Annotated in this window: 20 protein-coding genes and 1 tRNA gene; 12 read left to right on the forward strand and 9 right to left on the reverse strand. The window is 59.9% G+C overall.

Annotation, left to right across the window (positions count from 1 at the left end; genetic code table 11):
- The first annotated feature begins 88 nt into the window (after positions 1–88).
- The 8 genes from BMZ36_RS06345 (at position 89) to BMZ36_RS14285 (ending at position 7,227) form a co-directional block, all read left to right on the forward strand.
- Positions 89–961 (forward strand): beta-1,6-N-acetylglucosaminyltransferase, encoded by an 873-nt coding sequence (locus tag BMZ36_RS06345; protein ID WP_091192947.1) that lies wholly within the window; start codon positions 89–91, stop codon positions 959–961.
- Complete coding sequence (locus tag BMZ36_RS06350; protein ID WP_091192952.1) at positions 946–2,109, forward strand: ABC transporter permease; 1,164 nt, start codon at positions 946–948, stop codon at positions 2,107–2,109. Before BMZ36_RS06345 ends, BMZ36_RS06350 begins: the two co-directional genes overlap by 16 nt.
- The gene (locus tag BMZ36_RS06355) at positions 2,106–3,278 is read left to right on the forward strand and encodes an ABC transporter permease (RefSeq protein WP_091192956.1); all 1,173 of its coding nucleotides are present in this window, start codon (positions 2,106–2,108) and stop codon (positions 3,276–3,278) included. The genes BMZ36_RS06350 and BMZ36_RS06355 overlap by 4 nt, the downstream gene beginning before the upstream one ends.
- A gap of 543 nt (positions 3,279–3,821) precedes the next feature.
- A tRNA-Gly gene (locus tag BMZ36_RS06360) sits at positions 3,822–3,895 on the forward strand.
- A gap of 205 nt (positions 3,896–4,100) precedes the next feature.
- Positions 4,101–5,375, forward strand: coding sequence for a hypothetical protein (locus tag BMZ36_RS06365; protein WP_091192959.1), 1,275 nt, complete (start codon positions 4,101–4,103; stop codon positions 5,373–5,375).
- Between the two features lie 132 nt (positions 5,376–5,507).
- The gene (locus BMZ36_RS06370; protein ID WP_091193081.1) at positions 5,508–6,083 is read left to right on the forward strand and encodes a nucleoside recognition domain-containing protein; all 576 of its coding nucleotides are present in this window, start codon (positions 5,508–5,510) and stop codon (positions 6,081–6,083) included.
- Positions 6,080–6,598 (forward strand): spore maturation protein, encoded by a 519-nt coding sequence (locus tag BMZ36_RS06375; protein ID WP_091192963.1) that lies wholly within the window; start codon positions 6,080–6,082, stop codon positions 6,596–6,598. The genes BMZ36_RS06370 and BMZ36_RS06375 overlap by 4 nt, the downstream gene beginning before the upstream one ends.
- A 161-nt stretch (positions 6,599–6,759) precedes the next feature.
- Complete coding sequence (locus BMZ36_RS14285) at positions 6,760–7,227, forward strand: hypothetical protein (RefSeq protein ID WP_143085987.1); 468 nt, start codon at positions 6,760–6,762, stop codon at positions 7,225–7,227.
- Between the two features lie 235 nt (positions 7,228–7,462).
- Here BMZ36_RS14285 and BMZ36_RS06380 read toward each other — a convergent pair whose 3' ends face one another.
- From BMZ36_RS06380 to BMZ36_RS06405, 6 genes are all read right to left on the reverse strand, one after another.
- Complete coding sequence (locus BMZ36_RS06380; protein WP_091192967.1) at positions 7,463–8,560, reverse strand: ribonucleotide-diphosphate reductase subunit beta; 1,098 nt, start codon at positions 8,558–8,560, stop codon at positions 7,463–7,465.
- A 292-nt stretch (positions 8,561–8,852) separates the two neighbouring features.
- Positions 8,853–9,413, reverse strand: a complete 561-nt coding sequence (locus BMZ36_RS06385; protein WP_091192972.1) for a hypothetical protein — start codon at positions 9,411–9,413, stop codon at positions 8,853–8,855.
- On the reverse strand, positions 9,410–10,450 hold the full coding sequence (locus tag BMZ36_RS06390) for an adenosine deaminase (protein ID WP_091192977.1): 1,041 nt from the start codon (positions 10,448–10,450) through the stop codon (positions 9,410–9,412). Before BMZ36_RS06390 ends, BMZ36_RS06385 begins: the two co-directional genes overlap by 4 nt.
- Before the next feature lie 503 nt (positions 10,451–10,953).
- Positions 10,954–13,743 (reverse strand): ribonucleoside-diphosphate reductase subunit alpha, encoded by a 2,790-nt coding sequence (locus tag BMZ36_RS06395; RefSeq protein ID WP_091192981.1) that lies wholly within the window; start codon positions 13,741–13,743, stop codon positions 10,954–10,956.
- A gap of 232 nt (positions 13,744–13,975) precedes the next feature.
- Positions 13,976–14,710 (reverse strand): acetoacetyl-CoA reductase, encoded by a 735-nt coding sequence (phbB, locus tag BMZ36_RS06400; protein ID WP_091193083.1) that lies wholly within the window; start codon positions 14,708–14,710, stop codon positions 13,976–13,978.
- Between the two features lie 173 nt (positions 14,711–14,883).
- Positions 14,884–16,218, reverse strand: coding sequence for an MFS transporter (locus BMZ36_RS06405; RefSeq protein ID WP_091193085.1), 1,335 nt, complete (start codon positions 16,216–16,218; stop codon positions 14,884–14,886).
- Positions 16,219–16,603: 385 nt separating this feature from the next.
- Here BMZ36_RS06405 and BMZ36_RS06410 point away from each other — a divergent pair, with 385 nt between their 5' ends.
- The 3 genes from BMZ36_RS06410 to BMZ36_RS06420 are packed head-to-tail and all read left to right on the forward strand — an operon-like array spanning position 16,604 to position 19,173.
- Positions 16,604–17,287 (forward strand): UPF0149 family protein, encoded by a 684-nt coding sequence (locus tag BMZ36_RS06410; RefSeq protein WP_177187804.1) that lies wholly within the window; start codon positions 16,604–16,606, stop codon positions 17,285–17,287.
- Complete coding sequence (locus BMZ36_RS06415; RefSeq protein WP_091192989.1) at positions 17,277–17,786, forward strand: HAD family hydrolase; 510 nt, start codon at positions 17,277–17,279, stop codon at positions 17,784–17,786. The genes BMZ36_RS06410 and BMZ36_RS06415 overlap by 11 nt, the downstream gene beginning before the upstream one ends.
- A 31-nt stretch (positions 17,787–17,817) precedes the next feature.
- Positions 17,818–19,173 (forward strand): DUF1015 domain-containing protein, encoded by a 1,356-nt coding sequence (locus BMZ36_RS06420; RefSeq protein ID WP_091192994.1) that lies wholly within the window; start codon positions 17,818–17,820, stop codon positions 19,171–19,173.
- Between the two features lie 167 nt (positions 19,174–19,340).
- Here BMZ36_RS06420 and ilvA read toward each other — a convergent pair whose 3' ends face one another.
- Genes ilvA through BMZ36_RS06435 form a run of 3 tightly spaced genes read right to left on the reverse strand, consistent with a single transcriptional unit; the run spans position 19,341 to position 21,629 of the window.
- On the reverse strand, positions 19,341–20,894 hold the full coding sequence (gene ilvA, locus BMZ36_RS06425; protein ID WP_281242203.1) for a threonine ammonia-lyase, biosynthetic: 1,554 nt from the start codon (positions 20,892–20,894) through the stop codon (positions 19,341–19,343).
- 46 nt (positions 20,895–20,940) lie between these two features.
- Positions 20,941–21,210 (reverse strand): barstar family protein, encoded by a 270-nt coding sequence (locus BMZ36_RS06430; protein WP_091193000.1) that lies wholly within the window; start codon positions 21,208–21,210, stop codon positions 20,941–20,943.
- A complete protein-coding gene (locus BMZ36_RS06435; protein ID WP_091193005.1) occupies positions 21,201–21,629 on the reverse strand; it encodes a ribonuclease domain-containing protein in 429 nt (142 codons plus the stop codon). Before BMZ36_RS06435 ends, BMZ36_RS06430 begins: the two co-directional genes overlap by 10 nt.
- Before the next feature lie 103 nt (positions 21,630–21,732).
- Here BMZ36_RS06435 and BMZ36_RS06440 point away from each other — a divergent pair, with 103 nt between their 5' ends.
- Positions 21,733–22,629, forward strand: a complete 897-nt coding sequence (locus BMZ36_RS06440) for a LysR family transcriptional regulator (RefSeq protein WP_091193009.1) — start codon at positions 21,733–21,735, stop codon at positions 22,627–22,629.
- The last annotated feature ends 93 nt before the right edge of the window (positions 22,630–22,722 follow it).

Raw genomic sequence — 22,722 nt, forward strand, 5'->3', positions numbered from 1 at the left:
TCTTTCCTTTCAGGATAGCAATGCCGATCATCGCAAACCGACACTTTTCGGGCTTTCGTACGCCGAATGGGCGCGGTATCCTTCATTCATGAAGATTGCCTACCTGATCCTTGCCCATGCCCATCCACAACAAGTCGGCAGACTGACAGAACGCCTGTCAGCGCCCGGTGTGCATGTCTACATACACGTCGACGCCAACACGCCGGCCACGACCTTCTCCGCCCTGCAAGCGGAAGTCGCTCGTTGCCCGGCACCGGTCTCCTGGGTCGAACGCCAGCCTTGCCGCTGGGGCGGGTTTTCGCTGGTCGAAGCCACGCTGCGTCTGATGCGGGCCGCGCTCGCGGACCGTTGCGACTGGCTGATCCTGCTTTCCGGGCAGGATTATCCATTGCAGCCCAATGCGGCAATTGCAAAAAAACTGGAAAATTCAGACAGGGCGGGGTTCATCGACCTGCAGGAACCCGGCGCCTTTGACGTGCGCTACCGGCACGAAGCCTGGCACTTCGAAACGCTCAACGGCAAACCGCTCGGCAAGCTGCTGCAAAAAGCCCAGCGCGGACTCAACCGCATCGGACTGCGCCGCCCACTGCCCGAACCGCTGACCGAAATCCGGGCCGGATCGCAGTGGTGGATGCTCTCAAGCCAAGCCAGCCACTGGCTACTGGATTTCTGCGACAAACATCCGCGTATCATCCCCTTCTTCTACCGCACGCTGGTGCCGGACGAAATGTTCTTCCAGACCCTGCTCTGGCACAGCCCCTTGCGCGAACAGCTTTGCCCCGATCCCTTGCGGCTGATCGAATGGGAACCCGGTTCATGGTCGCCGCGCACCTTCACGGAAGCCGACCTGCCGCAACTGCTCGCCACGCCGGCGCTGTTCGCGCGCAAGTTCGCGCCGGACGGCCGCGTAGCTGCATTGCTCGATGCGGCGCGGGATGAGCCTGAATGCTCACACTCCTGATCCGTTTTGCCCTGCGCAACACCCTGCGCCACCGCCTGCGCTCGTCGCTGACCGTGCTCGGCATCGTGGTGGCGATTCTGGCATTCGGCCTGCTGCGCACCGTGGTTTCGGCCTGGTATGCCGGCGCGGATGCGGCCTCGGACAAACGCCTGATCGTGCGAAATTCCATCTCCCTCATCTTCCCGCTACCGCTCTCCTACGCCGAAAAGCTGCGCGGCATGGAGGGCGTAACGGCCATCGGCTGGATGAACTGGTTCAACGGCGTCTACATCGACGAGCGCAACTTCTTTCCGCAGTTCGCCGTGGACCGCAACAGCCACTTCAACCTCTACCCCGAATTTATCCTCCCACCCGAACAACTGCGCGCGTTCCAGAACGACCGGCGCGGCGCGGTGGTCGGGCGCAAGCTGGCCAACCGTTTCGGCTGGAAAATCGGCGACACGGTGCCGCTCAAGGGCACCATCTATCCCGGCACCTGGGAATTCGTGGTACGCGGCATCTACAGCGGTCGCCATGCCAACACCGACGAGGGGCAGTTTCTGTTCCAGTGGGACTACCTCAACGAGCGCATGAGGCAGACCGCGCCCGGCCGGGTCAACCAGATCGGCATCTACCTGCTGCAGATCCGCGACGGGCGCGATGCAGCGGCCATCTCGCGCCGCGTGGATGCCGAATTCAAGAACTCGCTAGCCGAAACGCTCACCGAAACCGAAAAAGCGTTCAACTTGGGCTTCATCGCCATGACCGGCGCCATCGTCAACGCCATCCAGATCGTTTCTTTCGTGGTCATCGTCATCATCATGGCGGTGATGGCCAACACCATGGCGATGGCCGCGCGCGAACGCATCGCCGAATATGCCACCCTGAAAGCGCTGGGCTTCGCGCCGCGCATCGTCGCTGGCCTCGTTTACGCCGAATCGCTGCTGCTGGCACTCATCGGCGGCGCCATCGGCATCGCCGCCACCGAACCTGCCGCACGGATCGTCGGCACCCAGCTCGACAACATCTTCCCCGTCTTCAACGTTGCCCCGGAAACCGTCTGGATGCAGTTGGCGGCCTGTACCATCGTCGGTCTGAGCGCCGCCGTGATCCCGGCCGCGCGCGCGATGCGGGTCAGGATCGTTGACGGATTGAGGGCCGTAGCATGAGGTACGGCATCCCCGTCCAGTACATCTGGCGCAACCTCTTCGCCCGCCGCCTGACCACGTTGCTGACCGCGGGCGGCATGGCGCTGGTGGTATTCGTCTTCACCGCCGTGCAGATGCTCGAAGCCGGCTTGCGCTCCACACTGGTCGAAACCGGCAGCCCCGACAACGTCGTCGTCATCCGCGCCGCAGCGCAAACCGAAATCCAGAGCAGCATCGAACGCAGCCAGGCGCATATTCTTTCCACCCTGCCCTATATCGCCGCAGACAGCGCGGGCAACCCGCTGCTCGCCCGCGAATGCCTGGTGCTGATCTCGCTCAACAAGAAAATCAGCAACAACCCCGCCAACATCACTGTGCGCGGTACCGATGCCACCGGACTTGCGCTCAGGCCGCAGGTCAAGCTCGTCGCCGGCCGCCCGTTCCACCCCGACAGCAACGAGATCGTCGTCGGCAGTAGCATCGCCAACGGTTTCGCGGGCGTGGGGCTGGGCGAAAAACTGTTTTTCGCCCGTCGGGAATGGCAGGTCGTCGGTATTTTCGACGCGGGCAAGACCGGCTTCAACTCGGAAATCTGGGGCGACGGCGAACAGATGATGCAAGCCTTCCGCCGCCCGGTGTACTCGTCCGTCGTCTTCAAGCTCGGCGACCGCCGCGCCTTCGACGAGATGAGTACCCGCCTTGGCAACGACCGACGGCTCAACGTCGAAGCCAAGCGCGAAAACGATTTCTACGCCGACCAGTCGCGCTTCATGGCCACCTTCATCCGCATTCTCGGCAACACGCTGTCGGTGATTTTCTCCATCGGCGCGGTGCTCGGCGCCATGATTACCATGTACGGATCGGTGGCCAGCCGTACCCCGGAAATCGGCACCCTGCGCGCCATCGGTTTCCGCAAAAGCCGCATCCTGATCGCCTTTCTCGGCGAATCGCTGCTTTTGAGCCTCGTCGGCGGCATAACCGGCATCGTCGCCGCCAGCGCCATGCAATGGATCACGCTCTCCACCATGAACTGGCAAACCTTCTCCGAACTGGCTTTCAGCTTCACGCTCACACCCGGCATCGTTGCCAGCGCACTTGCCTTTTCGCTCGCCATGGGTTTTATCGGCGGCTTCCTGCCGGCCTTGCGCGCCGCGCGGCTGAATATCATCGACGCCCTGCGTGCGGCCTGAGAACCTGTTCCTAGTAGTCAGTCACGCAGATTTGCGTGGATGCCGAGGCAAGCATCCGCGCCCCAGCCGCGCGAAGCGAACCGCAGCCATAGCACGGCTATGGAGAGGATGAGCGACAAAGCGAATGGGGATGCGGGGCATGCCGAACATAGCAGAATCGGTATGACTGACTACTAGTCTTGCTGCGAGACCCTGATCGGGGCTCATGCGCTGCTCAAAATCCTCATGTACTACTTGTACACTCCGGTTTTTGCGCTGCTCTTCACCCCGCCGAGGGCCTCTCGCGACAGACTTTGAACAGGTTCCAAGCGAGTAGCCCGGATGAAACAACGTGAAATCCGGGGCTTTCGTTGGCGGTCGCCACAAACCCGGTTTGTCTTTGAAACCGTGTTCCCGGATTCCGCTGCGCTGCATCCGGGCTACCCGCTGATACATCGCTCCCTCTTTCGCGCCCCTCTCCCGCAATGGGCGAGGGAAAAAACCAGACCTGCCCGGCAATCCGGTTTGCCGTGCCGTTCTCGCCCTGTTACAATCCGTGCCTTCGCGGGCGTCGTATAATGGTAATACCCTAGCTTCCCAAGCTAGAGCCGTGGGTTCGATTCCCATCGCCCGCTCCAGATTCCAAAAAAGCCAACCTTTTCGGGTTGGCTTTTTTGTTTTCCGTCAGGAACGGCCCGATGGCCTTCTTGTTCCTTGCCGTTCGCTTGGAGTAAGCTCCATATAGTTTTTAGAACCTGTCCATAATCCGTCGCAAGCAGCCATCAACAGCGCGGCAAGATTATGAACAGGTTCTTGCATTGATCTGCATGGAGGCAGGCAACAATGGAAGAACCCGCACAAACTCGCACAATCTCCGACGAGGAATCCCGCGCCGCGATGCGGACTTTCCTGCAACGCTGCGAAGTACGCCTCTCAACGATCCATCGCGTTGCCCAAGCGCTCCTGGGCGGCTCGGCGCTGGTGCTGTTGCTGCCGTTGTTCATCCGCGACGGCTTTCCGAAAATGGCCACCCTCCTCATCTCGTCCTACGACGCCAACCAGCACTGGCTCGTAATCGGGGGAATCGCCGTCGCCGCCGCGCTTTCCGTGATCCTGCCGGTCGTGGCGGTTTATCTCCTGGTCGGCGACCTGCTGGGCTTCTATTTCACCAGCAACACCTTCGGCGCGCCGGAGCGGGGACATGCCTACGATACCCATGCCCATGGCCGCCCGATCTTCAATCCGCGCTTCATCATTCCGGGTTTGGGATTCAACAACGACGAGGTCAGCGAGCATACCAAGGCGCAAATCGACGAGGGGCGCAAGGACGCATGGACCCGCGCCCTTCTGGTTCCGAAAAGCCTTGAGGATGCGGGCTGGCGCGACCGTTTCGATACCCGCACTTTCGAAATCTGGGGGCATACGGCCGCCGAAGGGCTGGCGGGCGACGAAGACCGGCTGCGGCAGAGCTTCCGGCTCGCGGGCCTGACCCGTGACCGCACACTGGCCCAAGACGTGGCGCGCACCGAAGCGCTCCTGGCCAGGCATGTGCTCCACATCCGGATCGCCGTACTGCGTTACAGCAAGGCCCTGATGCTGATGATCGTGACCATGATGGCGATCCTTGCCGCAGCGGGCATCGTCGAACACGCACTACATACCGACCCTTCCGGCGGGCGCTTTGTCGGGGGGGTTCCCTACCGCTATCTCTTCCTCGTCGCGCTCGTGTACGTCGTCTGGGCACCTGTCGCCGCACGCAGCGTCACACTGCCCCTGCGCATGATCCACCGCCGCACCCCCGGCATGGGCAAGCACGAGGATGCCTACCTCGACAAACTCCTGACCCAGTTCGAATCGGCCACGGTGCTGGTCACGCTGGTGGGGCTTCTGGGCGCTGGCGCAGCCCTGATCGTCTCGGGATACATGGCCGGAGGAACGACCGGCTTGACCATCGGCATCGTACTCGGCGTTGCAGGAATCCTGCTGTGGGTCGCAGCGCTCACCGGCTACTCGGCCCCCCCCCGCCAGACCCTCTCGGCTCTGATGCTTCTGGTGCGAGGCCGCGAAGCGCCATGCCCTTCGCAAGAGATGCGCGAGAAGCGTTCTTCGGCCACGTAATTCCGGCTCCGGAAATCCCTGCGACGGCAGGGCACACCTTGCTTCCCCCTTTGCCAAAGGGGGAACTCCACGCCCCGGATGGAGTACCATTCGGGCGAAATCCACCGTTTATGCAGCAGCAGGAACCGCCCGATGAATGCCGTATGGCTTGTCATGATCTCCGTCAGCATCGTTTTTGCCATGTTCACCGGCAACCTCGAAGCCTTCACGAAATCGATCTTTGAAGGCGCGAAGTCGGCAGTCGAAATTTCGTTGTTTCTGCTCGGGATCGTATCGGTCTGGATGGGCATCACCCGGATACTGGAAGATTCCGGCCTGATCTACCGCATCGCCCACCTCTTCAAACCGCTCGTTTCCCGCCTGTTCCGCAACGTTCCCGACGATCATCCGTCCATCTCGGCGATGACGCTCAACATCCTCGCCAACCTGTTCGGGCTGGGCAACGCGGCCACGCCGCTCGGCATCAAGGCCATGCAGGAGCTCGATGCGCTCAACCCGGAAAAAGGCACCGTCACCTTTGAAATGATGGTGTTCATCGTGCTCAACACCGCCAGCATTCAGCTCATCCCGTTTTCCGTGATCGGGCTGCTCGCCAGCTACGGCGCAAAAAACCCGGCCGCGGTCGTCCTCCCGGTTCTGGTCGCCACGCTGACTTCCGCGCTTGCGGCGCTCGCCATCCTTTTTGCCTTCAGGAAGGTGTTCAAATGATCGAAGCCGTCAATCATGTTTCACTGCTGCTGATCCCGGCCTTCATCCTGTTCGCCGTCGTTTACGGCGCGCTGAAAAAGGTCGACGTCTACGATTCCTTCGTGGCCGGCGCCAGGGAAGGCCCGCAGATCATCCTGAAAATATTCCCCTACCTCTTGGCCATCTTCATCGCCATCAAGGGTTTCCAGGCATCCGGCGCATTCGATTTCATCCGCAACGCCTTCCACGGCATGTTCTCCTTCACGAACGTACCACTGGAGGTCATGTCGATGGCCATCGTCAAGCCGCTGTCCGGAAGCGCCGCCACCGCCCTGTTCACGGACATCATCCGAACCATCGGCGTCGACTCCACGGCGACACGGATCGCAGCCATCATCATGGGCAGCGCCGAAACCACGTTCTACGTGCTCGCCGTCTACCTCGGCTCGGTCAACATCAGGAACACGCGCTACCTGGTTCCGGTCTGCTTGGCCGGGGACGTGGTGGGGATCGTAATCGCCATCTGGGTTGCCTGACGGAAGGGGTTTGGACAGGTAGGCAGTAGCAAGGACATTCTTGAGCGGGTGCGGCAATTCCAGATGTTGCGCGATTGGAGTAATCTTTGCTTCGGCCCGTAGTAAGAGGCCCTAGGATTTAAAGACTGTGATTACACTATTAGACCTCGCAAGGAGGGGCGGTGCTAAACGAACTTGAAAATCAGGCAGCCGCATGTGTTGGTCAGCTCATTTTTGCGTTTTCCCGCTTGGATTTTTTACTTGCCCTAGCCCTGCAAAACCTTACTCCGACCCCATCACCAGATCAGCTCAATCCGCTGATTGAACGGCTTGGCTTCAAAGATAAACTTGATTGCCTTCAAGAGTTGGTCAATGGCTCGGAAGCTCTGAGCCATCAAGCAGTTCAGACATTTTTCACTTGGCAGAAAAGCGCAGACAAAGTGCGCATAACGAGGAATGCATTTGTTCACGGCCGCTGGGGAATGCAAACGCGCAACACACTCTTCAACGCGTCGCCGAAAGTTGGTAGGGCACTATCCGGAGAAGCCAAACTTTACACCCTTGATGAGCTGAAGGCCGAAGCAATTTTCGCCACGCAAGTACTCAACGAATTCTACGAATGGCATAAAAAGCACGTGCTAAACCAATAACACATTTCATCCAGATACGGCGCGGACTCAGCAAAGAACCGCGTACGATGCAATCCGTAGGGTGCTGTTGAGCAAAGCGAAACGCACCGGATATTTACGTTTATTGCATTCGGTGCAATTCGCCACGCTCATTGACACCCTACCCGTACGGCGGAATCGGAGCTACGCGACATTCCGCCATTGCCCTGTGCTGGGCGGATAAGCTGGGGGAGCCATCCGGCGCCCGACGCCCATCTCACTCCCAGCTCAACGCCCCGCCTGTCTGATATTCCGTCACCCGCGTTTCGAAGAAATTCTTTTCTTTCTTCAGATCGATCATCTCGCTCATCCACGGGAAGGGGTTGGTCACGCCAGGGAAGAGCGGTTCCAGGCCGATCTGTTGCAGGCGGCGGTTGGCGATGAAGCGCAGATATTCCTTGAACTGCGCGGCGTTGAGTCCCAGTACGCCGCGCGGCATGGTGTCTTCGGCGTAGGCGTATTCCAGGTCCACCGCTTTGCGGAACAGATCATATAGCTCGGCCTTGAAGCCTTCCGTCCACAGTTGCGGGTTTTCCAGCTTGATGGTGTTGATGAGGTCGATGCCGAAATTGCAGTGCATGGATTCATCGCGCAGGATGTACTGGTATTGCTCGGCGGCGCCGGTCATCTTGTTCTGCCGGCCCAAGGCGAGGATTTGCACGAAGCCGACGTAGAAGAACAGACCTTCCATGATGCAGGCAAAGACGATGATCGAACGCAGCAGTTTCTGGTCGGCTTCCAGCGTGCCGGTCTTGAATTGCGGGTCGGTCAGCGCGTCGATGAACGGGATCAGGAATTCGTCCTTGTCGCGGATCGACTTGATCTCGTGGTAGGCGTTGAAGATTTCGCCTTCGTCCAGGCCCAGGCTTTCGACGATGTACTGGTAGGCGTGGGTGTGGATCGCTTCCTCGAAGGCCTGGCGCAGCAGGAATTGGCGGCATTCCGGTGCGGTGATCTGGCGATAGGTGCCGAGCACGATGTTATTGGCGGCCAGGCTGTCGGCGGTGACGAAGAAGCCAAGGTTGCGCTTGACCAGCCGCATTTCGTCTTCGGTCAGTTGCCCGGTTTTCCACTGTTCGATGTCGCGCTGCATGTTCACTTCCTGCGGCATCCAGTGGTTGGCGCAGGTGGCGAGATATTTTTCCCAAGCCCACTTGTACTTGAACGGCACGAGCTGGTTGACGTCCGTGGTGCCGTTGATGATGCGCTTGTCGACCACGTTCACGCGCCCGCCGGTGGCCGCTTGCGTGGCCACGGTCACAGTTTTGGGGGCTGCCGGAGTGGCAATGGCATTGTCATCGTCAAAAGTAAGCATGGGGAATCTATCTCCTTGTGGTTATCCGGGATTTTTCATTGGTCACAAATCCGCGCTGTTCATGGTTCGACAAGCGTTCAAGAAACGGCGGCTTGCGTGGCGGGATGAAGTCCTCCCCCTTTGACAAAGGGGGGCTGGGGGGATTTCGCGGCACAGGTATGAACAGCACTGCTGAAATCCCCCTCAATCCCCCTTTTGCAAAGGGGGAAGCAAGGTGCGCCCGCGCACCGTTTCTTGCTAATGCCTTTTGATCTACGGGTGAACAGAATGGTGTCCAATGTGAAATCTCGGGTCATTTTGGAGTAGGCACGGGAAGTAGCGTGACATTCGAAAAATCCTGCACGCTGCTGCGCAGCCGCAGATCGTTGAAATCGCGCCGCCGGGTGTCACTGCGGGTGTAACTCGGCTTGAAGTTGAGCGAGATATGGTAATCGCCCAGGTATACGACTTGGCCGGGGGCCAGAGTGAAGCGCTCGTCCAGCGCAAAGCTCGCCCGGTTGCGGAAAGCCATCCAGCGGAAACTATCATCAAGCCAACTGCCGTAAATTTCCGTCACCCGGTACTGCCCCGCGGGCAAGGCCACGACATGCAGGCTGCCCACGCCGTCGGGTTCGTCGCCCGGTGCGCGGATGTAGCCCAGGCTGATCTGCGATTCAAGGCAGGTTGCCCTGGCCGGCCCGCGCAGACAGATGCCCGCATCTGCATTGCGGTGGTTCAGCGAATCAAGCGTGACCGCAGCAATCACGTAGCCGGTGCCGGGCGGCGGAGCCAGCCGGCCGTGATCGAGCGACAAGGGAGTGGCGCAGGCCGAGAGCAGCAGCGCCAGCATCAATCCGGCCAGAATGCGCATCATTGCACTCCCTGCGCCTTTTCCCATTCCAGCGCGATGCGCGTTACTTCGTTTTCCCACCGGGTCTTGTCCGCATCGCGCAGCCAGCTTGCTTCAAAACTATTCAGGACCAGTTGCACCACGTCGTCGTCGCTCAGGTTCAGCGCGGCGCGGCAGGCCAGCAGGTTGTCGTTCATGTAACCGCCGAAATAGGCCGGGTCGTCCGAGTTCACGGTGACACACAGGCCGGCGTGCAGCAGGTCGCGCAGGTTGTGTTTTTCCAGATTGTCAACCACGCACAGCTTGAGGTTGGAGAGCGGGCACACGGTCAGCGGCACCTTGTCGCGGGCAAGGCGGTGCACCAGCTCCGGGTCTTCGACGCAGCGCACGCCATGGTCGATGCGCTTGGCGCCGAGGATATCCAGCGCTTCGGTAATGTAGCTGGCCGGCCCCTCTTCGCCCGCATGCGCCACCACGGGCAGCTCGTAGCTGCGGCAGCGCTGGAACAGGCGCTTGAACTTGGAAGGCGGGTTGCCCTTCTCGCCCGAATCCAGCCCGACGCCATGAATGCGCTCCAGATAGGGCTTGGCCTGCTCCAGCGTCGCCAGGCAATCGGCCTCCGGCAAATGCCGCAAAAAGCACATGATGCGGCGCGAAGTCATGCCGTACTTGAGCAGGGCATCGGACAAGGCGCGGGTGATGCCGTTGAGCATGGTTTCGAACGATACGCCGCGCACGGTATGCGTTTGCGGATCAAAGAAGATTTCCGTATGCACCACGTTGTCCGCATGGGCGCGCTGGCAATAGGCCCAAGTCAGGTCGTAGAAGTCTTCTTCGGTGACCAGCACACTGGCTCCGGCGTAGTACAGATCAAGGAAGGATTGCAGGTCGGTGAACTGATAGGCCGCGCGCACCTCGTCGACGCTGGCATAAGGCAGCTTGATGCCGTTGCGCCTGGCGAGCTTGAACATCAGTTCCGGTTCCAGCGTGCCTTCGATATGCACATGCAGTTCGGCTTTGGGCAGCGCCCGGATCAAATCGTCGATGGCTTGCGGGTTCATGGTTGATTCCTCATGGGCTAATGGGGCAAGTTTAGACCTTCCCCCGCGTTTTCCTACAAGACGATGCAATTGATCGGGACTGGCGTCAGCGCGGAGCAAGAAGGGGGCGGATTATACCGGCACTTCTCGAAACATCCGCACCCTGTTCATGGACGAACGGTGAGCGCACGACCTCGCACCCTCCCTTTTTCATGGGGAGGGCTGGGGTGGGGATAAATCCTTGCGTTCAACGGCATTCACCCTCACCCCAACCCTCTCCCTGTGAGGGAGAGGGAGCAACTGGCTTCACTGCCCCCGCCTGCTGCGCTTGCCTATTGGCACAAGCTTCGCAGTACGCCTTCCGGCGTTCGCCCTGCGTTGCGGGGCTCCGGGTTGTAGCTTCGCTGCTACCCCGCCTGCTGCGCTTGCCTATTGGCAAGCTTCGCAGTACGCCTTCCGGCGTTCGCCCCGCGCTGCGTGGCTCCGGGTTGTAGCTTCGCTGCTACCCCGCCTGCTGCGCTTGCCTATTGGCAAGCTTCGCAGTCGGGGTTGTCAATCGCGCAGAATTTTGCGTCCGGTGCGGCATTCACAGCCACCGCATTCAACTCGCCGCCCTGCCCGGTCGATTTTTCTGCCGATGTCGCCGCCAGCGTGCGCAGGTAGTAGGTCGTCTTCAGGCCACGCACCCAGGCAAACTTGTACAGCTCGTCGAGTTTCTTGCCCGAAGCACCAGCCATGTAGATGTTGAGGCTCTGCGCCTGGTCAATCCACTTCTGGCGGCGGGAAGCCGCCTCGACCAGCCATTTCGGGTCCATCTCGAACGAGGTCGCGTAGATTTCACGCAGGTCTTGCGGAATGCGCTCGATGCGCGATACCGAACCGTCAAAGTATTTGAGGTCGGAGATCATCACGTCGTCCCACAGTCCGCGCGCCTTGAGATCGTTCACCAGATGCTCGTTGATCACGGTGAATTCGCCCGAGAGGTTCGATTTCACATACAGGTTCTGGTAGGTCGGCTCGATCGAGGCCGCTACGCCGACGATATTGGAGATCGTCGCAGTCGGGGCAATCGCCACGCAGTTGGAGTTGCGCATGCCGTGTTGCTTGATGCGGGCGCGCAGCGCAGCCCAGTCCAGACGTTCGCTGTCGTCGTATTCCAGATACCCGCCGCGCTCTGCTGCCAGCAACTTGAGCGAATCCTTGGGCAGGATGCCGCGATCCCACAGGCTGCCCTTGAACGAGGAATACGCGCCCCGCTCCGCCGCCAGTTCGGTCGAAGCCAGGTAAGCGTGGTAGCAGACGAGTTCCATCGATTCATCTGCAAACTCGACAGCCGCTTGTGAGGCGTACGGGGTGCGCAGCAGGTAAAGCGCTTCCTGGAAGCCCATGATGCCCAGCCCGACCGGGCGATGCTTCAAGTTGGCGTTGCGCGCCTTGCGTACCGGGTAGAAATTGATGTCGATCACGTTGTCGAGCATGCGCATCGCGGTCTTGACGGTGCGCGCCAGCTTGTCGGCATCCAGCTTGCCGTCGCGGATATGGTTGACGAGATTGACCGAACCCAGGTTGCAGACAGCGATTTCCTGATCGTTGGTATTGAGCGTAATTTCCGTGCACAGGTTGGAGCTGTGCACCACGCCCATATGCTGCTGCGGGCTGCGGATGTTGCACGGGTCCTTGAAGGTGATCCACGGATGCCCGGTTTCGAACAGCATGGTCAGAATCTTGCGCCACAGGTTCAAGGCGGGCATGGTCTTGGCGACGCGCATTTCGCCGCGCGCGGCTTTTTCTTCGTAGCGCGTATAGGCTTCCTCGAACGCCTTGCCGACCTTGTCGTGCAGATCGGGGACTTCGGCCGGGCTGAACAGCGTCCAGTTACCGCCTTCCATCACGCGCTTCATGAACAAATCCGGAATCCAGTTGGCGGTGTTCATGTCGTGCGTGCGGCGGCGGTCGTCGCCGGTGTTCTTTCTGAGTTCGAGGAATTCCTCGATGTCGGCATGCCAGGTTTCGAGATAGGCGCAAACCGCGCCCTTGCGCTTGCCGCCCTGGTTCACGGCGACGGCGGTATCGTTGACCACCTTGAGGAACGGCACCACACCCTGCGATTTGCCGTTGGTACCCTTGATATGGCTGCCTAGCGCCCGCACAGGGGTCCAGTCGTTGCCCAGCCCGCCGGCATATTTGGACAGCAGCGCGTTTTCCTTGATCGCTTCGAAAATGCCGTCGAGATCGTCCTGCACCGTGGTCAGGTAGCAGCTTGAAAGCTGGCTGTGGCGTGTGCCGGAATTGAACAGCGTCGGTGTCGACGACATGAAATCGAAGGTCGAGAGCACGTTGTAGAACTCGATGGCGCGTGCTTCGCGGTCGATCTCGTTCAAGGCCAGCCCCATTGCTACGCGCATGAAAAACACCTGCGGCAATTCGATCCGGGTGCCGTCCACATGCAGGAAATAGCGGTCGTAGAGGGTTTGCAGCCCCAAGTAGCCAAACTGGTAATCGCGGCCATGATCCAGCGCTGCACCGAGCTTGGCCAGATCAAACAGCGCCAGTTTTTCATCCAGCAATTCGGCCTCGATGCCCTTCTTGATCAAGCGGGGGAACACTTCGGCATAGCGGGTGGCCATGTCCTCGTGGCTGGCTTCCTCGCCGATCACTTCGCGGCGCAGGGTATCGAGCAGCAGGCGGGCAGTCACTTGACTGTACGCCGGGTCTTTTTCGATCAGCGCGCGCGCCGAGAGGATCACCGATTTGCGCACTTCCTCGACCGGTACGCCGTCGTAGAGGTTCTTGAGGGTTTCGTCGAGCAGTATCTTTTGGTCGACCACGCTATCAAACCCCAGGCTCGACGAAGCGATCAGTGCCTTGAGCCGCCCCAGATCGAGCGGGCGCACGCTGCCGTCCTCGTAGCGCACATTGAGCGCATGGTGCACTTCCGGCTCATGGCGTGCGGCGCGCTGGCGGGCGTGTTCTTCACGGTACAACACGTAGGCACGGGCGACGTCATGCTCGCCGGAGCGCATCAGCGCCAGCTCGACCTGATCCTGGATGTCCTCGATATGGATCGCACCGCCTTCCGGCTTGCGGCGCATTAGCGCCTGCACCACCGACTGGGTCAGAGCTGCAATCAGTTCGCGCACGGAGGCCGAAGCACCCGCCTCGCCCCCCTGCACAGCGATGAAAGCCTTACTGAGCGCCAGCGAAATCTTGCCCGGCTCGAAGGCCACCACATCGCCACTGCGGCGAATCACCTTGTACGCTTCAAAGCTTGTCTGTTGCATCATTTCCGATACCTCGTCCCGCGTTGCAAGCATGCTCGTTCTCTCTTTATATGGACTAGACTTGTTGCAGCAAACACAACATATGGTGTTCACCTTGCCACTCACACACAAATGCTAGTGAGTTTTTTCGTCAAACGCAACGAAAATTATTTCCATTTGCAAAAACAAGACAAGGCAGAAGAGAGCTTCCACAAAGCAGTGTGCAGAGCTGGAAAAACAAAAAAAGCCGGGCTCGCAAGCCCGGCTTCGGCAGATCCGTGTCGGATCAGAACATGTGCAAGCCACCGTTGATGGCAATGTTGGAACCGGTGATGAACGAACCGGAATTGCTGGCCAGATAGGCCACCAGCTCGGCAATTTCCTCCGGGGTGCCAAGACGGCCAACCGGGATGGTCGAGATGATCTGGTTGCGGACTTCTTCCTTGATCGCCATGACCATTTCCGTGCCGATGTAGCCCGGGCTGATGGTGTTGACGGTCACGCCCTTCTTGGCCACTTCCTGCGCCAGGGCCTTGGTGAAGCCGTGCATGCCGGCCTTGGCTGCGGAGTAGTTGGTCTGACCGAACTGCCCCTTCTGGCCATTGACGGAGGACATATTGATAACCCGTCCCCAGCCGCGTTCCGTCATGCCTTCGCAGAACTGCTTGGTGATGTTGTACACCGAATCCAGGTTGGTACCGAGAACCAGATCCCAATCCACTTTCGACAGTTTCTTGAAGACTGCATCACGGGTGATGCCGGCGTTGTTGACCAGGATATCCACCGGGCCGACTTCGGCAGTGATTTTCGCCGCCATTTCGGCGCACTGATCGAAATTGGTCACATCGCAGATGTAAACCTTGAAGTCGTATCCTTGCGCCTTCATGTCCGCGACCCACGAATCGGCCCGCTCTGCGTTGATATCGCAGGTGACAACGGTGTGACCGGCATCGGCCAGCTTCTTGCAGATTGCAGTTCCGATACCACCAATCCCGCCAGTAACAAGAGCAACGCGCTTCATACAAATTTCCTTTGGGTTTTTATTGAACAACAGCTTCATCTTATAACCTGACTGGCGATTATTCAAAACCTGACTTCACAACCCGGCGATTTTTTCTGTTTTTTGCAACGACCGGAAATGAAAATAGCCTGCATCGTCTGCAGGCCATCGGGCATTTCAGGCTCAGGGCGGGATTACTCTTCCAGCCGGGAGGTTGCCTCTTCCAGCTCGGAAGCTTCTTCGAGCGCCTCCACGCGCGCCAGTTCGGAATCGATGACCGAATGATGCTTGGTATCCCGCATGAAGGCATAAACCAGCAGCGAACAGGACAGGATGGCCGTGGCATACCAGTAAAAGCCCGATTCATGGCCGATGCTCTTGAACCACAAGGCAACATACTCGGAGGTACCGCCGAACACGGAAACCGCCACCGCATAGGGCAACCCGACCCCCGTTGCACGGATATTGGCGGGGAACAGCTCAGCCTTGACCACGGCATTGATCGACGTGTAACCCGACACGATGATCCAGGCACAGGCGATCAGGAAGAACGCGGCCCACGGCCCTTTCACGGTCTGAAGGCTGGACAGCAAGGGCACCGTGCACAACGTGCCCATCACGCCAAACCACAGCAACAGGGGGCGACGACCAATGCGGTCGGACAAATGCCCGTAAATCGGCTGCAAAATCATGGCAAAAATCAGCGAGCCTGCAGAAACGGCTGTCGTTTGCGCATCGGTCAGGCCGGCAGAGAGCTTGAGGAACTTCTGCATGTAGGTGGTGTAGACGTAGAAGGCCAGCGTACCGCCCATGGTCAAGCCGATCACGATCATCACTTCGCGCGGATGCTGCATCAGCGTCTTCAAGGTACTGGCGTTCGGATAGTGGGCCTTGGCCTTGGTAAAGGATTCGGTTTCATGCAGGTTGCGGCGCATGACCAATGCAAACACCGCCAACATGCCGCCGATGAAGAACGGGATGCGCCAGCCCCAAGCACGCAGCTCTTCCGGGGTCAGGATGAAATTCTGCAGGATCAGGAGCACGAGCAGCGCAGTCAGTTGCCCGCCGATCAGCGTCACATACTGGAAGCTGGAGTAAAACCCGCGGCGTTCGCTGGTTGCCATTTCGGCCAGATAGGTTGCACTGGAGCCATATTCACCGCCCAGACTCAAGCCCTGCAACAGGCGCGCCGTCAACAAGAGCGCTGCTGCGGCATTGCCAATCGTCTGATAGGTGGGGGAAAAGGCGATGATGAACGAGCCCAGGCACATCAGCAGCACCGAGATCATCAAGGCATTGCGCCGCCCGTAGCGGTCGCCGATATGGCCGAAAAGCCAGCCTCCGATCGGGCGGATGAAGAAGCCCAGAGCAAAAATGCCGGCTGTAGCCATCATCTGGGCCGTGGGATCCTGCTTGGGAAAGAAGGAACTCGCAAAGTACAGCGAAAAAGCGGCGTAACTGTAAAAGTCATACCATTCGATCAGGTTGCCGACCGATCCAACCAGAATCGCCTTCAGGCGTCTGACCATGTCAGCGCGATCATTCACGCAAACAGCCTGTTGTTCCATTGCCTTTCCCTTTGTAATATTTTTTATGTATCAAAATGGTAGATGCTACATATAAGCCTCCCTGATTGGTATAAATTTTCATGCAGCGCAGCAATATTACCGCCACAAAGAAAGCTCTTTGCAAGCAAACAAACTCTGAGAATAGCGCCTTCCGGCAAGTCGGCAACACCTTGTCATAACCTGTTCACGATGTGTCGTGAGAAGCCGTCAGCGAGGTGAAGAGCAGCGCATGAGCCCCGATCACGGCTTCGCAGAAAGAGCGTGAACAGATTCACAGGAAATGCAGCCATCGCAAGCAAGACGGGATAGACTAGCAAGTAATACCGACCAGCCCAGGAGCCATGCCATGACCCTCACCAACGAAGAGCTCGACCAACTCGATGCCTATTTGATGTCGGATGCTACGCCCAAAGAAACCATGGACCTGGAAATGCTCGACGGTTTTCTGGTCGCGCTGGCAATCGGGCCGGAGGGGGTTCCCGAAGAGGAGTGGCTCGATGAAGTGTTTGGCGGAACTACGCCACCGGACCTCGATCCGGCCATCCGCGACCTGATCCTGGGCCATGCCGCTCATGTCGCCACTTCGTTTGCCCCGGCAGCACGCCAGAAACAGCCCGAGGACGAACCGCTGTACCTGCCATTGGTGTTGCAGGAAGATACCGGCGACGATTCATGGATGGACACCCTGGGGCAATACTGGGCCAGCGGTTTTCGCGCCGGATACCTGTTGCGCGAGGAGGAGTGGAGCGATGCCATGGCCGATAACGACGAACTCACGGACGCCATCTGCAACATCATGACGCTGGAGTTGGGCCATCACCCCGAGCATCCCGAGAAAACCCTGAACCGGCGTACGCGCGAAGACCGGGTGGACGAACTCCCCTGGATCATTGAGGGTGTACTTTATAGCTGGCTGGAACGCAAATACGGCAAAGTCGAAACCGTGGTGCGCGAGGGCGAAAAGGTCGGGCGCAACGATCCTTGCGCCTGCGGCAGCGGCAAGAAATCCAAGAAGTGCTGTGGCGCCTGACAACACCTTGATCCGCGCAATCCTGTTCGACTGGGGCGACACGCTGATGCATGACGACCCCGCCCAGCCCGGCCCGATGGCGCAATGGCCCACGGTCAGCGCGCTGCCGGGCGCGCGGGAAGCCCTGCAATGGGCACGCGCCATCGGCCCGGTCTGCATCGCCAGCGGCGCCTCCGAATCGGATTCGGCCGACATCCGGGCAGCGCTGGCCCGCGTAAACCTCGATCACTGCATCGACCGGATATTCTGCAGGCGAGAACTCGGAACAAACAAAACCGATCCCCGCTTCTGGGCGGCCATCTGCGAGGCGCTGGCTATGCCCGCGCAGCAGATCGTCATGATCGGCGACAGCTATGAATCCGACGTGCTGGCTGCGCAGGCTGCCGGTTTGCACGCCGTCTGGTTCAACTGGCGCGGCCTGCCCCCGCGCCCCTGCCCCACCGTTGCCGCGCTTCGCGAATTGCCGCAAATAATCACGGGCAATTTGCTAAAATCCTGAACTTTTCCGCTTTCGCTTCCGGAGTGTTTCCATGACCAGTCTCAACGAACAGTTCGCCGGGCGTCTGGAACGCCTTGGCATCCGCATTCCCGAAGTCCTGCTGCCCAAGGCCGGAGTCGAACTCGCAACCTGGTCGGTCGTAGCCTGTGACCAGTACACCTCGGATCACGCCTACTGGAACGAAGTTGATGCCCTCGTCGGAGACAAGCCCTCCACGCTGCGCATCACGCTGCCTGAAATCTATCTGGAACAACCCGGTATCGAAGCACGTATCGGCAAAATCCACGCCACGATGGCGGATTACCTTGCCGGCAACATTCTGGAGAATAAGGGCGAATCGCTGATTTACGTGAAGCGCACCACCGCGCATTCCGGAACGCGCGAAGGCATCCTGTTCGCGATGGACCTGGAACGCTACAACTACGCGCGCGATTCGAAAAGCCTGATCCGCGCCACGGAAGGCACGATCGTCGACCGCATTCCGCCGCGTCTGGCCGTACGCCGCGCAGCACCGCTGGAATTGCCGCACATCATGATCCTGATCCAGGACTCCGCCCGCACCTTGATCGAAGGGCTGGCACTGCAGGCCACGCAGTTCGAACCGGCCTACGACGTGGAGCTGATGCAGCACGGCGGACGGCTGCAAGGGTGGCGCATCAACCAGCCGGCACAAGTGGAAAGCATCGTTTCCGGGCTGGAAAAACTCCTCGACAAGACCATCGCCGACCAGAACAGCGACACCCCGCTCTTCTTCGCCATGGGAGACGGCAACCACAGCCTTGCCACGGCCAAGGCGCGCTGGGAAGAAACCAAGCAGGAGCTCGCCGCGGCAGGCAAATCGCAAGAAGAAATCCTCGCCCACCCCGCCCGTTACGCGCTCGCAGAAATCGTCAACATCCACAGCCCCGGCCTGATGTTCGAGCCGATCCACCGGGTGGTGTTTACCCGCGACATCGCCGGTCTGACCGCGGCGCTCAAGGCCAGCGAAGAAATTGCCGGCATCGAGCCGATCACGGAAGCTGATCTGCAAACCCTGCTCGCCAGCCCTGCCGGGCAGAACAAGGCCGGCTATTACGACGGACAGCAATTCTGGGCCATCAGCTACAAACCGGAAGTAAAAAAACTGCCGCCCGGACTCGTCGACGAGCTTTTTGCCCGCTTCAAGGCCAGCGAACCGGCAGCGCGCATCGATTTCATCCACGGTTGGGAAGACAACAAGAAGCTCGCCGCAGAGGGCGCCGGCTGTTTCTTCCTGCCGGTCATTGCGCGTGAAAGCCTGTTCGGCTGGGTACAGGAAAACGGCCCGCTGCCGCGCAAATCGTTCAGCATGGGCGAGGCGGAAGAGAAACGCTACTACATGGAAGCCCGGCGCATTACGGCCGGCTGATCAGGAACCGGCCCATGCGAGCCTTTGCGGCGGCATGGGCCAGAGTTTGAATTCGTCACCCCGGCGCAGGCCGGGGTCCAGTGGCTTGAAATGGCTTGTTGCTGGATACCGGCCTGCGCCGGTATGACGGCAATAATTCAAATTTCACGTGCCCATATCAATAATATTCAGCACTTACCGAGAAACAACCGGTACGCCGGGTTACCGGTTTCCTCGACATACTCGTAACCAATACGGTCCAGGAATGCCTGGAACTCGCCGCGCTCGGCCTGGGGCACTTGCATGCCGACCAGCACGCGCCCGGCATCCGAGCCGTGGTTGCGGTAATGGAACAGGCTGATGTTCCAGTCCGAATGCAGGTTATCCAGGAAACGCAGCAGCGCGCCGGGGCGCTCCGGGAAGATGAAGCGGTAGATCAGCTCGTCGCACACCTGGGGCGCATGCCCGCCCACCATGTAGCGCAAGTGATCCTTGGCCAGTTCGTCTTCGGTGAGGTCGATCGTCGGCAGGCCGGACTGTTGCAACTGCGCTACCAGCTGACGACGCTCTTCCCGGTTGTGCGTGGCAACGCCAACAAACACATGCGCCTCTTCCGGGGTGCTGAAGCGGTAGTTGAATTCGGTAACATTGCGCGAACCGAGCAGATCGCAGAACTGGCGGAAGCTGCCGGGGCGCTCGGGGATCGTCACGGCCAGCACGGTTTCGCGCTGTTCGCCAACCTCGGCGCGCTCGGCCACGAAACGCAACCGGTCGAAATTCATGTTGGCGCCGCTCGCCACGGCCACCACGGTCTTGTTTTCCGCGCCCTCGCGCGCAAGCCAGGCTTTCGCGCCGGCAATCGCCAAGGCCCCGGAAGGCTCCAGAATGGAACGGGTATCTTCAAACACATCCTTGATCGCCGCGCAGATTGCATCGGTATCGACGAGGATAACTTCGTCCACGTATTGCTGTGCCAGGCGGAAGGTTTCCTCGCCCACCAGTTTGACCGCAGTGCCGTCGGCAAACAGCCCCACACTCGGCAGATACACACGCTCGTGCTTGGCCAGCGATTGATCCATGGCATTGGCATCGAAGGTTTCCACGCCGATGATCTTCACGTTCGGGCGCAGGCGCTTGATGTACGCCGCCACGCCGGCAATCAGCCCGCCGCCGCCGATGCTGCAGAACACCGCATCGATGGGTTTGGAAGTCTGGCGCAAAATTTCCATGCCGATGGTGCCCTGCCCTGCAATCACTTCCGGATCGTCGTAGGGGTGCACGAAGGAAAAGCCGTCGCGCGCTTCCAGTTCGCGAGCATGGGCATAGGCTTCGTCAAACGATTCCCCGGCCAGCACCACCTCGCCGCCGCGCGCGCGCACCGCATCCACCTTGATCGCCGGTGTCGAAACCGGCATCACGATCACCGCACGCACACCCATCTTCTGCGCAACCAGCGCCACACCCTGGGCATGGTTGCCGGCCGAAGCGCAAATCACCCCTCGTTCCAGTTGCTCCGGTGTCAGGTGCGCCATCTTGTTGGCCGCACCGCGCAGCTTGAAGGAAAACACCGGTTGCAGGTCTTCGCGCTTGAGCAGAATGCGGTTGTTGCAACGGCGGGAAAGATTGGGGGCCAGTTCCAGCGGCGTTTCGACAGCTACGTCGTAGACTTGGGCATTGAGGATGCGTTCGAGGTAATCGGTCGTCATTTTCAACTTCTTGGCGGTAAGGTGGCCCTGCCCTATACGGCGGGGTCTGTTGGCAAGCTCGTCAGTGTATCAGTAAAAACCCTCATTGAAGATGTAGCTCCATGTCCATCCGGGCATTGGCCGCATCCTCGAAGGTCATCAGCAGCGCGATGTAGGCATCCTCGCCCATCGCGGTTCGCGAAGCCTCATGCTGGTGCCAGACCAGCGTCAGCGGCCCTTCCAGGTCAGTGCTCAACACATCGAACAAGGCATCCAGGTTGTAGCCGAAATGCAGCGGCAGATCGACTTGGGCTTCCAGTTGCGGCCAGAGATCGTCCAGCGAGCGCAGGTTAGAGAATTCGATCATCGGCATGGGGGCACCTCGGTAAAGGTCTGGTAGTGGTCAACCGTCACGTAACGGCGTTCGCGGCTGAAAACGATGCGCTTGCCGCCGCGTTTGCCGCCGCGGTAATCGAGATCAGCCTCGGTATAGCGAGATTTGGGCAAACGGCCTTCGCGGTTGCCGAAATAATCGCCACCGATGGATTTGCCCGGCAAGGTCTGCCAGAGATTGCGACCCGGCTGCCAGCCGGCCTGTTGCGCCTGGCGCTTGGTCACGAACTTATCCGGCAGTTGGCCGGTTTGCTGAAGGCTGGAAAGCACGCTGGCCAGCTCGACTGCATCCACTCTGGGATTGAGCGCGGCATTCAGTTTTTCCGCCACCTCCCGGCATGAGACCGCTTGGGCAAGCTGGCTTGCCAGCATCAACAACGCAATCAAAATAATCCGCATGGATTCATTCCATTTTTGAGCAGAGGGAAATTATCGTTGCGCCACGGCGAGCGGTCAAAGGCTGCTATTATTGGCCGACCCAACAGAGTCCCACACTTCGACCATGCCCTTGCGACTCGGCTTTGACTGGCGCGATCTCGACATCTTCATCACGGTCGCCGAAACCGGCAGCATCGCGCGCGCTGCGGAGCGCTGCAACACGGTCGCCTCTGCCGTGAGCAAACGCCTGTCCGATCTGGAATCCGCGCTGGGCACGCCTTTACTGGAACGCCACAGCCGCGGCGTGGCGCTGACCACGGCGGGCCATGCGCTGCTGGCACGCGCCAGCGCGCTTCTGGAGCAGGCGCGGCAACTGGATCAGGAAATCCGCAGTTACGGCAAGGGCGCGCGCGGCCTGGTGCGCGTATTCGCCAATATCTCGTCCATCGTCGAATTCCTGCCTGCGGCGCTCGCAAGCTTTACGCGCGAACACCCGGAGATTTTGGTCCACCTGGAAGAGCATGTGAGCATCCGCATCGCCCAGGCCGTGATCGAGCGCGTGGCTGATTTCGGCGTGATCAGCGACCTGCCGCACCGGGAAGGGCTGGAACTCACGCCGTTTCGCACCGACGAACTGGTGCTGGTCGCCCCGCAAAATCACCCGTTGGCCGCACTGGAACACACCCGTTTCGAGACAGCGCTGGATTACCCGCTGGTCGGCCTGCACGCCGACAGCACCCTGCACACCCGGCTGCTGCAAGTCGGGGCCGCGCTGGGGCGGGAATTGCAGATGCGCATCCACGTCACCAGTTTCGATGCGGTCTGCGCCATGGTCGCCGCAGGCATGGGCGTAGGCATCGCGCCGCGCACCACCACGCTGTCGCACGTCGCGGCCTTGGGCTTGAAAGCCATCGCGCTGGACGATGACTGGGCCAAGCGGCAACTCTACCTGTGCAGGCGCAGCGGCGAAAAGCTTCCGGCCGTTGCGCAACTGCTCTACGAACACTTGGCCAGACACTGAAACCAGACATCTATTTTTGCGATGGGTAACTCACCATCCATCAATTCCAGAGACAGCCGACATGCGGCATCATAACGGCTGAAGATCGTGGTC

This window comes from Formivibrio citricus, from assembly GCF_900115065.1.
Lineage (GTDB): Bacteria > Pseudomonadota > Gammaproteobacteria > Burkholderiales > Chitinibacteraceae > Formivibrio > Formivibrio citricus.